Annotated in this window: 11 protein-coding genes, 1 tRNA gene, 2 rRNA genes and 1 pseudogene (1 of these 15 running past the window's edge); 9 read left to right on the top strand and 6 right to left on the bottom strand. The window is 58.8% G+C overall.

The window, feature by feature from the left end; genetic code table 11:
- Window positions 1–53 precede the first annotated feature (53 nt).
- The 5 genes from L0U80_RS04895 (at window position 54) to L0U80_RS04875 (ending at window position 2,098) form a co-directional block, all read left to right on the top strand.
- Complete coding sequence (locus tag L0U80_RS04895; protein WP_233862862.1) at window positions 54–311, top strand: hypothetical protein; 258 nt, start codon at window positions 54–56, stop codon at window positions 309–311.
- Window positions 312–330: 19 nt separating this feature from the next.
- Window positions 331–771, top strand: coding sequence for a YggL 50S ribosome-binding family protein (locus tag L0U80_RS04890; protein WP_233862860.1), 441 nt, complete (start codon window positions 331–333; stop codon window positions 769–771).
- A gap of 195 nt (window positions 772–966) precedes the next feature.
- Window positions 967–1,131, top strand: a complete 165-nt coding sequence (locus L0U80_RS04885; protein WP_233862859.1) for a hypothetical protein — start codon at window positions 967–969, stop codon at window positions 1,129–1,131.
- Window positions 1,132–1,232: 101 nt separating this feature from the next.
- Complete coding sequence (locus L0U80_RS04880) at window positions 1,233–1,478, top strand: hypothetical protein (protein WP_233862857.1); 246 nt, start codon at window positions 1,233–1,235, stop codon at window positions 1,476–1,478.
- A gap of 362 nt (window positions 1,479–1,840) precedes the next feature.
- Window positions 1,841–2,098 carry a hypothetical protein gene (locus tag L0U80_RS04875; RefSeq protein ID WP_233862856.1) on the top strand — a complete coding sequence of 86 codons (258 nt, stop codon included), beginning with the start codon at window positions 1,841–1,843 and terminating at the stop codon, window positions 2,096–2,098.
- Window positions 2,099–2,136: 38 nt separating this feature from the next.
- On the opposite strand, the gene L0U80_RS04870 is transcribed toward L0U80_RS04875, so the two are convergent.
- The 4 genes from L0U80_RS04870 to L0U80_RS04855 all read right to left on the bottom strand — a co-directional run bounded on the left by L0U80_RS04870 (window position 2,137) and on the right by L0U80_RS04855 (window position 5,389).
- A complete protein-coding gene (locus L0U80_RS04870) occupies window positions 2,137–2,706 on the bottom strand; it encodes a DUF4276 family protein (protein WP_233862855.1) in 570 nt (189 codons plus the stop codon).
- A gap of 8 nt (window positions 2,707–2,714) precedes the next feature.
- Window positions 2,715–3,830, bottom strand: coding sequence for an ATP-binding protein (locus L0U80_RS04865; protein ID WP_233862854.1), 1,116 nt, complete (start codon window positions 3,828–3,830; stop codon window positions 2,715–2,717).
- 557 nt (window positions 3,831–4,387) lie between these two features.
- Window positions 4,388–4,464: transfer RNA gene (locus L0U80_RS04860), tRNA-Arg, on the bottom strand.
- A gap of 94 nt (window positions 4,465–4,558) precedes the next feature.
- Window positions 4,559–5,389, bottom strand: a complete 831-nt coding sequence (locus tag L0U80_RS04855; protein ID WP_233862853.1) for an undecaprenyl-diphosphate phosphatase — start codon at window positions 5,387–5,389, stop codon at window positions 4,559–4,561.
- Window positions 5,390–6,143: 754 nt separating this feature from the next.
- Between L0U80_RS04855 and L0U80_RS04850 the strand changes: the two genes are divergently transcribed.
- From L0U80_RS04850 to L0U80_RS04835, 4 genes and pseudogenes are all read left to right on the top strand, one after another.
- Window positions 6,144–6,863, top strand: coding sequence for a peptidoglycan DD-metalloendopeptidase family protein (locus tag L0U80_RS04850; RefSeq protein WP_233862852.1), 720 nt, complete (start codon window positions 6,144–6,146; stop codon window positions 6,861–6,863).
- A 608-nt stretch (window positions 6,864–7,471) separates the two neighbouring features.
- Complete coding sequence (locus L0U80_RS04845) at window positions 7,472–7,780, top strand: DUF2288 domain-containing protein (protein ID WP_233862851.1); 309 nt, start codon at window positions 7,472–7,474, stop codon at window positions 7,778–7,780.
- A pseudogene (locus tag L0U80_RS04840) lies at window positions 7,777–9,118 on the top strand (MATE family efflux transporter). The gene L0U80_RS04845 and the pseudogene L0U80_RS04840 overlap by 4 nt, the downstream one beginning before the upstream one ends.
- Window positions 9,119–9,441: 323 nt before the next feature.
- On the top strand, window positions 9,442–9,615 hold the full coding sequence (locus L0U80_RS04835; protein WP_233862850.1) for a hypothetical protein: 174 nt from the start codon (window positions 9,442–9,444) through the stop codon (window positions 9,613–9,615).
- A 256-nt stretch (window positions 9,616–9,871) separates the two neighbouring features.
- On the opposite strand, the gene rrf is transcribed toward L0U80_RS04835, so the two are convergent.
- Both rrf and L0U80_RS04825 read right to left on the bottom strand, forming a co-directional pair.
- A 5S ribosomal RNA gene (rrf, locus tag L0U80_RS04830) occupies window positions 9,872–9,985 on the bottom strand.
- 162 nt (window positions 9,986–10,147) lie between these two features.
- Window positions 10,148–11,974: ribosomal RNA gene (locus L0U80_RS04825) — 23S ribosomal RNA — on the bottom strand (it continues 1,054 nt past the right edge of the window).

Raw genomic sequence — 11,974 nt, 5'->3', positions numbered from 1 at the left:
TTCTGCCCACCGTGGAAAACGGGGGCATTACCCCACCACCCCGGATGGTCGCCATGAACCTGCTGAAAAAGCGCATCGACGCAACCGACGCGAAGCTCGAGGAGATGAAGGCGGCGCGCAAGGCCGCCCAGAAGGCGAGCCGCCAGGCGCACAAGCAAACGCGCGCCGACCGCGAGCGCAAGGCGACGCTGGCGGGCGAGGCCATTCTGCGTCGCGTCGAGCGTGGCGAGTTCGATGAGGCCGAGTTCCGCGCCATGATGGACGAGTACGTGTCACGGCCCGCCGACCGCTCGCTGTTCGATCTGGAGTGACCTCAAAAAGAGGCGACAAATGTCGGCACGCCACAATCGACGCCAGCGAAAGAAGCTGCGCTTGGGCGAGTTTCAGGAACTCGGGTTCGCGGTATCGGCGACACTGCGCCGGGCGCTCGACGATGCGCGGCGCGAAGCCCTGATCGACGCCTTTCTCATGGAGTGCGTCGAGGCGCATGTGATGCTCTTCGGCGGCGGCGTCAGTGATGATCTGGACGGCTACATCGTTGCGGACGGTGTTCGCGTTTCCGCGACCGATGAACAGCGCGAGATCGTACACGCGTGGCTCGATGGCCGCGACGAATTCACTGACGTGACCGTCGCCCCGCTTTCCGACGCGTGGCATGGGCACGATTGGAACCTCGCCGGGCCAAACGCCGCGATGCTCAGAATCGTTCAGGTTGCCGAGTCTGGAAGAAGCGAGCAGCCCGCTAGCCGCGCCCCACTCGACCTGGGGTGAGCAATGCCGCTCGCCGGGAACCTTGACGATGAGGCACGCAGCCGAGCTGCTGTGCTATCTCGTCGCGTCGCAGTTGGGGGCGCGCTCGATCACCGGCGAGTGGCTGCGGACCAAGCACCGGATCGAGTCCGCGCTGATCTGTCTGAGGGCGAACGGCGGCGACGTGGCTGGAACGAGCGCGCCGAGCTGTGCGACATGTCTACCGAGATCGCTGCGCGTGTTCACGGGCTCGGGCTTGTCGCCGATGATGATCTGCGGACGATGCTCACGGTCGGATGTCGCCTCGACTATCGCACCCCGGCCGCTCGCACCCTGCACGACGATTGCATGGCCCTGCTGCGCGATGGGCCGAGCGGCTGAGGCGTTGCACTGTAGGCAGCCCGCCCGTCGAATCCACGCCCTTCTGGCACTTCTGCCAGACAGACCTACGATAGAGCCATGCCCTTCCGATGGAGCGGGCGATGAGCGACCTTCTGCGTAACGGCCGCCAGGAAACGATACGGCGCGCTGCATTCCGGCTCGCCGATAGCGGCGCTTTTGCCGACTGGCAATCGATCGAGGTCGCGCTATGCCGCCGTTATGGCGTGCTGGCGGCGCACCGCCTCCTCGTCGATCGTGCCGTGCGGGCTGAGCTGACCAGCCGTTGCACTGCGGCTATCGCAAGGCTCGCGGGAGAGGATCAGGAAGTGACGCCCCGCCACCGCTAGCCACCAGGGCAACGTGAATTGCCGCGGCAGCTTCGACGCACCGTGGCCCGAGGAGTTGAGCATGATGAGAGCACGATTTCGCCGCGCCATGAAGGAGCTGCGGCGCACGACGATGGACAGCCGACGGCTCGATCGGGAAGCCTCCGGGCGGCAGGAGCCAAACAAATCAGAGTCGAGCGAGCCGCGCACGGATGTGCCGCATTTTGGTGTGCGGCCGTCGCGGCATTGATCTATCCACTCTGTGCGCCCCAGCACGCTTGGCAGCGGGCACAAAAAAGCCAACTCGCGAGGGTCGGCTTTTCGTTTCTGAGGTCGAGGTAATCGGTAGAATCGCCGCACTCCCACTACCCCGGATGGCCGCAGTGAACCCGCTGAAAAAGCGCATCGCCGCGACCGACTGGCTGGCGGCCGCGTCGCACGGACGCGATCGCAAGTCGGATCAAGCAGAAACGTTGCCGCTTGATCCTGTGGCCAATCGTGCACCACAGTCTGGTGCGAGCGAGCGCACGCAGCGGATGGCCGACAAGGTTGCGAAGGCGGACCCGAATCTCGCAAAACAAGTCGCGATGCGGCGAAAAACCTTATCCGATGGAGATTCCAGCGATTTGATATGCTGTTAAAACGCTTAACATCGCCGGACGGTGCGATCGTTCAACTGCTAGTCGCCAAGATTTCCGACGCCCTTGACGACTACATCATGCAATGGTCGATATGACGGGCACCGCTGATAGACAATCTCCAAATTCAGATGCTTCGCGATTTGCGGATTCATTGTTGCATGAGCATATCGAGGGCGATGATTTTTTTCGCTCAACTTTTCCAAATATTCCTTCGGATGCGGTTGATTTTCTGGATTTTTATGCCCCTCAGCTACAGCCCAGCCCTTAATTACATTCTGAACCGCTGGCAAGTCGGCTAATATCCACGCCTCGATCTCGTGAACTGGCACGAGGGCGCAACATACCCCCTTTAATCCAGCATCTTTAAAGATTTGCTTTAATGCACGCTTGCGCTCGGCAGGGTCTTTCCCGTCAGAATCGTAACAAACGATAAACCGACTGCACTTAAGTCTCTCGTACACCTGTAATTGCGCAGCGCCTTTTTTAAGAAGTTCTCCACACCCGGAATAGCCCTTCCCTCGGACTGCAACTCCGTCACCAGCAAGGCGAACAATGATGTTTTTTATTGCGTCGACATCCGATCGATCTTCGCCGATTACCCCGTACACTTTACCTCCTAGAGCGACTCAATAAAATCCGACAGCGGTCCTTCGTTCGCCAGATATTCGTTAGCGGCCCCTATCTCATCCTCACTTAGAGAACGAAGATGTGTTCGCCCGTTTGCAATCTCAACTAGACGGATTTCGCTTGGATCGAGGCGATCAAGCACACCAGGGGCATGGCTCGCCAAAATAATCTGCCGCCCATCCGAATATGCTCTAACAAGTGGCATCACTTTGTGCAAAAGAGCGATGTGAATTCCGTCTTCTGGCTGCTCAATAAGTGCCACAGTAGAATCTACCGCAAGTAGGTAAGTGATCAAGCGAATTATGCGCTGCGTGCCGAAAGAGAGATCCTTAAAGCTGAATCCAAACGCATACCCATACGGCTTGAAGGAAACGTGAAAATAACGAGTTTCCGCCAAAGGAGCGCCATCGGCTCCCACCCTTTCGCCGGACCGCAAATCAGTGACGTCAATGCTTGACAGCAATTGGAGGCCACTATCGCCCAATACGTCAACAAGTTCCTGATACCTCGCGTTGTCTTCAAGGTACAGTTGAATTATCCGCATGATGGTGCCATCAACACCGGAGTCGAGATTGTTATAAATATTCTCCGACCATTTTTTATAATCCGCTTCATCAATCAGCGCGCTTGCATATCTACCGTCCGGCACAGTAACCGGGAAATACGATATATTCCCGAAATAAACCATCAAGCGAAGTAAGAACAGACGAAATTCCGATTGCGGAAGGATCGACACGAGCCCGACGACGGCTGAAGATGCGAGAGAAACCGAAACCTCTTGATTCAGTTCTGGCAATGAAACCTTCTCGCCGCGCCGCTCTAAAAGCAAGATATGGTCGCCATTGACGATCTCGAAAATATCTTCTTCAAACAGTTGTTCGGGGCGCGCCTTGTCACCATCCAAAAAGTGACGGGTATTCCGTGCCACTCGGTAGACGTAAAGATGCCCGTGACGCTCGAACTCAACAGAGATCGTCACCGGCTCTCGTTCCATGGAAGCGTATTCTGGCTTCGACGGAAAGGTCGAGAGCACGCGTGCCAGCCACTCGATGGCCTTCAGAACGTTAGTCTTACCAGCTCCATTCCGCCCCAGAAGGGCCGTCACCGTCCCTAAGTCGTCAAGACGGACGTCGACGCACGATCGGTATCGATGGATATGGATGGATTTAAGCATATATTTACCATGGATAGACTGCATGGCCGCCCGAATTCAGGGCAACGTGCCAGCCTGAATGATACATGGGGGGAGCAGTTGCATTCCGGCGAGTTGCTACTTGATTACACGCTATTTCCGTCGTCTGAGCGGAGCCATGACCACAGTCACATGGGCCGGTGCAAGGCTGCTTCCCTTCATCGCGAAGTTCGTCAGCATAAAACAGTCTGTGAGTCTCCAAGCCCCTCCCAATGCACTAGCCTCCTCTTTTTTTGGGCGAGCCCTTTTTGGTAGGCAGGATGCCAAATATCCCTGACAAGCTACGCTGGACATGTGCGGCGCAATCGGCGGCAGCGGCTTCACGGTTGGCTATATCGAGCCTGCGAAGTTGCGTCATGAGTAGCCGCCGCCTGCCTCCGAGTTGACGAAATCGGGTTACATGACGGTTACACGGGCGGCGAATAACAAAAGGCTCAGTCTCAAAAACCGGGCTAAGCGATTGATTCCATTGGCGCGACAGGAGGGGCTCGAACCCCCGACCCTCGGCTTAGAAGGCCGATGCTCTATCCAGCTGAGCTACTGTCGCGTAAGCCCGCCCCACTTGGCGCGCCAAGCGCAGGAAGACGGGCGTGGATTATACCGCGATCGACTCGCGCCGGCCCTGCCCCGTACGCGCCGCGTCAAACAGGCTGTTGATGCAGCATGAACCAGCCGAGGCAGATTGCACCTGCAATGACACAGTACACGCCGAACGATGCGAGGCGCCCGCGGCCCTCGAAATAGCGCATCAGAAAACGCACGCTGAGCCAAGCGGCAATGCCCGTCAGCACGCCGCCGACGACGGCCGTCATCAGTTGGTCACGCGCATGAAAGAGCTTGGGCAATTCAAGCAGCCCCGCGGCGAAGATAATCGGCGTACCGAGCAGGAACGAGAACTCGGCGGCCTTCTCGGTCGTGAGGCCTGCGGCGTTGCCCGCGATCATCGTGAGACCGCTGCGCGAGAACCCCGGAACCAGTGCGCCGATCTGTGCGAGCCCCACCAGAAACGCCTGACGGAACGTGAGCTTCTCGGGTGCACGATGCATGCGCGCGCGCTGCAGGCGGTCGCCAAACCACAGCAGCACGCCGTTGATCATGAGCGCGGCGGCCACGATGCGCAGATCGTGAAAGAGCGTCTCGATGCGCTTTTCGAGCACGAGGCCAACAAGACCCGCCGGAATCGTGCCGATGATGAGCGCCCACATCATGTGGCCATCGTCGCTCTTGTGACCGGCAAGCGAACCGAAAAAGCCGCGAATCAGCGCGACCCAGCGCTCGCGGAAATACCAGAGAAGCGCAATCGCCGTGCCGAGATGCAGTGCAACGAGAAACGGCAGCAGTTGCGGCGCATGTTTGTCCATGTGTACGCCGAAGAGCGCCGGCACGAGCAGCGTGTGGCCAAGACTGCTCACGGGGAAGAGTTCGGTGACGCCCTGCAGCACGCTCAGCGACAATAGAAACCAGAGACTCACGCGCGGATCCTCGAAATGGGTGAACGTGGCGCCGGACCGCAGTCATGCTGTCGCGACGAAGCGCACCGATTATGCCGGGGCCGCCTTGCAGCGCCAAGTATCGATACGAAATTCTCGGGGAATTTACGGCGTCGCAACAATTTCCTGGCGGGCCGAAAAAGGGGAACCGCTGGATGGCGGCGGAGCCTGGTCGAGGAAACCAGGACCGGACTGATGTGCCAAAGGGTGGCAGACTCGATTGTGTTAAACCCAGAACACCAAGCTCAGCGAGTCATCTTGAAGAGAAAATATGCGCTGCCACCGACGAAGAGTCCGAACAGGGCTGTGCTCATTGCCATGGCGAGATCCATGGAAGCCTCCTGCGAAATCACTGTGCACCGCCGCACAATGAGGCCCGATTATCCGCCCCGAAGATCCCCCGCCATACCCACACTTTCCCGACGAGGGTTATCACGCATCGGGAAGGAATGCTGGGTTCGCGTTCACGGCTGCTCCGCCCCCTATCCGACCACCTTCGTACGATGTCACGGAATTGGCCACCAGCAGAACATCGTCGACATCTCCAGGTGCGCATTAGCGTGGACGCGCACACCCGAAGCTCACGCGTCACATATCGTCATACTCCGCGCTCACCAATTTGCGGTCGAATCGGGGGCACAACAACGTCCGCGTGGGCGAACCCGCTAAAATCAGACCTTTTGCCGACGCGGCGCCACCGCCCGGCAGCGTCTAGCGAGGTTCGATGTTGGCTTCAATGTTGACAAAGGGAATGAGACGGATCGCTTGTGCGGTGTTGGTCGCGCTGCTCGCCGCGTGTGGTTCGCCACCGGTCGGGCCCGGTTACTACCGTGTGGAGAGTGGCGACACGTTAAACAAAATCGCACGCGAAAATCGCCAGTCCGTGCAGAACATCGTGCGCTGGAACGGCCTCTCGAACCCCGACGCCATCGAAGTCGGTCAGGTACTGCGCGTAGCGCCGCCCGCTCGCACGGCGACATCAACGGCATCAACGGCAGCCGCAACTGGCAGCACGCCGCGTGCGCGCCGATCGGCGCCCGTCGCAGCCGCCCCCGACAATACACCCACGCCAGCGGTCGTGCCCGCTGCGTCGATCTCGCTTGTCTGGCCCGCAAACGGCAAGGTAATTCGCAGGTTCGACGGAAAGGACTCGAAGGGAATCGACATTGCCAATGCGGAAGGTACGCCAGTGGTCGCGGCGGCGGCAGGAAAGGTCGTCTATGCGGGCAACGGCCTGCGCGGCTACGGCAATCTGCTGATCATCAAACACAACGGCGATTACCTGACCGCGTACGCGCACAATCAAGCGCTGCTCGTAAAGGAAGGACAGACGGTCACTCAAGGCCAGCAAATCGCGCAGATGGGCGGCACCGACAACGACCGCGTGATGCTCCATTTCGAGCTGCGCTACCAGGGCCAGTCCATCGATCCGGCGCGCAATCTTCCGCCACACTGAGCGCGCTCGCGCAGGTCCACGCAGGCAAAAAAAGCCCGGCATTTCGCCGGGCTAACGGGGGTTTGGCGCATATCGGCAAAGGACCGGTTTACCATGCGCCGATCTGGAATCTATCAACGGCCTCAGTGCGGTGCAATCACTTAATTCGATCGAAAATGTGTCGCGGCGCACCGATTATGGAGCACACCGATTTTCAGCATCGAATCAGGACGCCGAAATAACTGTAGATACACCTGATACGGCAGCTCGAATGTTGCTTACAGAAGCAATACAGATCATCGGAGCGCCTTGATTGACGCGACGTTCATCGTCGCCCGAGCTTACAGTTGCTGCTCCATCGACGGTCGGTTTGTGCCGTTTCAAGGCGCACCTGTATTGCCTCTTTGCAGGGATTAGCATTTAGTGCGCAAACGCACGAATGAGACTATTTAACGTATGCGAGTCGACCGGACTGAAACGCTTTTATAGATTTTTGGTTTTCTACGATTAAGGCGGGAATAGCTTCAGTATTAATATTATCGTTGGATCTGGCGGGTGTAGCACGCGCCCATGCTGGCGACGCCCGCCCGATCGTTTATAGTATCGGCCGCAACTGTTTCCCCACGACCATGACTACTCCCGACGCCACGCCCAGCCCCCTTTACGCCAAGCTGCTTGGCGAGACCGCGAAGATCGACTGGCCGGATCTCGAACGTTTCTTCGCGCAAGGCAAGCTGCTTTGGGTAGCGCGCGATCTCGACCTCGTCAGTGTCGCCGAGGCCATCTCTAACGATGAGACGCAACGCGTCACCCAATGGCTATCGGCGGGGCTCGTCGAGCGGATGCAAGCCACCACCGCAGCCGACTGTGCAGCACGCAACCCGGAGCTGTGGGCGGTCGTCGTATCGCCGTGGGTCTGCGTGCAGGAACGCGGTTGAGCGATCACCCCGCCCTTCCCGCGCAGCGCGGCTGGCATCGCCGTGTCCTGACGCTCGCGTTTCCGATCGTCCTCGCCAACCTCACCCAACCGATTCTCGGCGCTGTCGATACTGCCGTAGCCGGCCATCTGGGCAGCGCAGCAGATCTTGGCGGTGTGGCACTCGGCGGACTGTTCTTCAACTTCGTGTTCTGGGGCTTCGGATTCCTGCGCATGAGCACAACCGGGCTCGTCGCACAGGCGCTCGGCGCTGGCGACCGGGACGCATTGCGCGCCAGTGTCGTCCGTGCGCTGATGCTTGCGTTCGTAATCGGCGGCATCATCCTGCTCGGACAAGGGCCGCTGATACGTTACGCACTCGCGTCGATTGGCGGAAGCAGCGAGGTGCAACGCATTGCCCGCGCATACTGCCAGGCGCGCATTGGCTCTGCGCCGTTCGCGCTCGCGAACTATGTCGTGCTTGGCTATCTGCTCGGTACGCATCGCGCTCGCGACGCAGGTATGCATCAACGTCGTCAATGTGATTGCGGTACTGCTGTACGTGTACGGTTTCGGCTGGGGCGTCGAGGGCATCGGCGCAGCGACGGCCACCGCCGACGCGCTCGGCTTCGTATTCGGCGCGGTCGTGCTCTGGCATCTGCGCCCGCGCGGGTTGGCACCATTTCGTGTCGGCGCGATGCTCGAGCCCGCAGCCCTCAAGCGGCTCATCTCGATCAATCGCGACATCTTCCTGCGCACGATGTGCCTGCTCGGATCGTTCGGGTGGTTCGCGCATCTCGGAGCAAGGCAAGGCGACGCGATCCTCGCGGCCAATGCGCTGCTTCTGAATTTCCAGACCTTCATGGCGTATGGACTGGACGGCTTCGCGCATGCGGCCGAAGCCCTCGTCGGCGCGGCCATCGGCGCACGCGACCGGCAGGCGTTCCGGCAGGCGGTGAAGGTCAATCTGTTCTGGTCAGTGCTGGGTGCGCTCGGGTTTTCGCTGGCGTATTGGAGCACTGGGGGCTGGATCATCGAGCAACTGACCGATCAGACCGCCGTACGAGTGGCAGCGGAACGATTCCTGCCTTGGGCGGCGCTGTCTCCGCTCGTATCCGTTTGGGGCTTTTTGCTCGACGGCGTGTTCATTGGCGCGACGCGAACGCACGAGTTGATGCGCTCAATGGCAATTTCGCTCGCCGTATTCCTGGCCGCGTCGTGGGCACTGGTCGGCCCGTTCGGCAATCACGGGCTATGGGCTGCCCTGCTGATCTTTATGGCCGCGCGGGGATTGACGCTCTCGCCATTAGTGCCGCGAATTGCCCGCGCAATCCGCCCTGCTGCCGCTCAACTGCAGTAACAGGATCTGCGCTGCTACTCAGCCGGCCGGGGATTGTCGATCATCATCGGTGGGCGGTCGTCGGTCGGGACGCCGTGGTAGTCCGCGGGATCATGGGGTGGCGGTCCGTTGTGCCTGCTTGCCCTATCGTCGGCACACGCGGAAAGCAACGCGGCCAGCGCGACCGCCAGAACAACTCGAAGCATTTGACCCAATCCTTTAAAACTGCTGCAGTTTCACGTTCGGCGCGCGGTGGCGCCATCCTGCTCGGCCGCCGCCGAGTATTTTTCCCGGCGCTCCGCTGACCTAAGATAGCAACATGGCTGCAACCGAAGGAGGCTGCCATGGATGCCGAAAGTATTGCGGGCCTGATCGGCCTCGCCGTGGGTCTACTTGTGCTGCTAGGGCTTTCGATTTTCGAATCCCGGGCTTACCGAAAGGAGCACGACGGCGAAGGCATGATGCATCACTGGCTGGCCGCGCATCACGTGCTCGACCGAGTACGCCGCAGGCACTGAGTCCCTGCACGCGAGTCGCCGACTCGCGGCTTGCCTTTCGTCAACGCGATCTGCCACGCGGGTCGCGGGAATAAGTTCGTCGAGTTGATTTGCTACCTCACGATTTCGGCGTACCGAACCGTGCTTGCGCCGCGGTGTGCCCACTGCGGTTTTGCGCTTCAGCGTATCGCTCCGGAGTGGCTTCACCGGCGCATAAACGCCGAAACCCCGGCGCTCTTTCGGAGACACCGGGGTTTCGAACTTTACAGCATAAGGAGCCTGACGATTACCTACTTTCACACGGGCAATCCGCACTATCATCGGCGTGGAGTTGTTTCACGGTCCTGTTCGGGATGGGAAGGGGTGGGACCAACTCGCTATGGTCATCAGGCATGACGGGTTGCTGCGTCGCGGTGTTATCGCGCCACAGCCAATCGGGAAGAAGCGTAAAGAGTGTGTGTTGCTGAATTGGGGTTGTGTTGTTTCAGGCACAACACGTGATCTCAACCTGTACGCGCTTCTCTCCATCAGGGGAGGGAGGCATACCTGTTATAGGATCAAGCCTTACGGGCAATTAGTATCAGTTAGCTTAACGCATTACTGCGCTTCCACACCTGACCTATCAACGTCCTGGTCTCGAACGACCCTTCAAGGGGATCAAGTCCCCGGGGAAGTCTCATCTTGAGGCGAGTTTCCCGCTTAGATGCTTTCAGCGGTTATCTCTTCCGAACATAGCTACCCGGCGATGCGACTGGCGTCACAACCGGTACACCAGAGGTTCGTCCACTCCGGTCCTCTCGTACTAGGAGCAGGCCCCCTCAAACTTCCAGCGCCCACGGCAGATAGGGACCAAACTGTCTCACGACGTTTTAAACCCAGCTCACGTACCTCTTTAAATGGCGAACAGCCATACCCTTGGGACCGGCTACAGCCCCAGGATGAGATGAGCCGACATCGAGGTGCCAAACACCGCCGTCGATATGAACTCTTGGGCGGTATCAGCCTGTTATCCCCAGAGTACCTTTTATCCGTTGAGCGATGGCCCTTCCATACAGAACCACCGGATCACTATGACCTGCTTTCGCACCTGCTCGACTTGTCAGTCTCGCAGTCAAGCACGCTTATGCCATTGCACTATCAGCACGATTTCCGACCGTACCTAGCGTACCTTCGTACTCCTCCGTTACCCTTTGGGAGGAGACCGCCCCAGTCAAACTGCCTACCATGCACTGTCCCCGATCCGGATCACGGACCAAGGTTAGAACCTCAAACAGATCAGGGTGGTATTTCAAGGACGGCTCCACGGAAACTAGCGTTCCCGCTTCACAGCCTCCCACCTATCCTACACAAACCGGTTCAAAGTCCAATGCAAAGCTACAGTAAAGGTTCATGGGGTCTTTCCGTCTAGCCGCGGGGAGATTGCATCATCACAAACACTTCAACTTCGCTGAGTCTCGGGAGGAGACAGTGTGGCCATCGTTACGCCATTCGTGCAGGTCGGAACTTACCCGACAAGGAATTTCGCTACCTTAGGACCGTTATAGTTACGGCCGCCGTTTACCGGGACTTCAATCAAGAGCTTGCACCCCATCATTTAATCTTCCGGCACCGGGCAGGCGTCACACCCTATACGTCCACTTTCGTGTTTGCAGAGTGCTGTGTTTTTATTAAACAGTCGCAGCCACCAGTTTATTGCAACCCCTTCACCCTTCTGGCGCAGGCCAGTCAAGCTACAGGGGCGTACCTTATCCCGAAGTTACGGTACCAATTTGCCGAGTTCCTTCTCCCGAGTTCTCTCAAGCGCCTTAGAATACTCATCTCGCCCACCTGTGTCGGTTTGCGGTACGGTCACTGTTGAACTGAAGCTTAGAGGCTTTTCTTGGAACCACTTCCAGTTGCTTCTCCACCTAAGTGGATGGCCTCACACCCTTGAATTCCGCGCCCGGATTTGCCAAAGCGCCTTCTCCAATGCAAGGACCGGGACTTCCAACACCCGGACAACCTTCCGCGATCCGTCCCCCCATCGCATTCAACAATGGTGCAGGAATATTGACCTGCTTCCCATCAGCTACGCATTTCTGCCTCGCCTTAGGGGCCGACTCACCCTACGCCGATGAACGTTGCGTAGGAAACCTTGGGCTTACGGCGAGGGGGCCTTTCACCCCCTTTATCGCTACTCATGTCAGCATTCGCACTTCCGATACCTCCAGCACACCTTACAGTGCACCTTCGCAGGCTTACGGAACGCTCTCCTACCATGCGAGACTAGCTCGCATCCGCAGCTTCGGTATATTGCTTAGCCCCGTTACATCTTCCGCGCAGGACGACTCGATCAGTGAGCTATTACGCTTTCTTTAAAGGGTGGCTGCTTCTAAGCCAA

Origin of the sequence: Paraburkholderia adhaesiva (assembly GCF_021390575.1) — a bacterium.
Taxonomy (GTDB): domain Bacteria; phylum Pseudomonadota; class Gammaproteobacteria; order Burkholderiales; family Burkholderiaceae; genus Paraburkholderia; species Paraburkholderia adhaesiva.
Note: the sequence above shows the minus strand (reverse complement) of the source record. Positions and strands in the feature narration are given on the sequence as shown.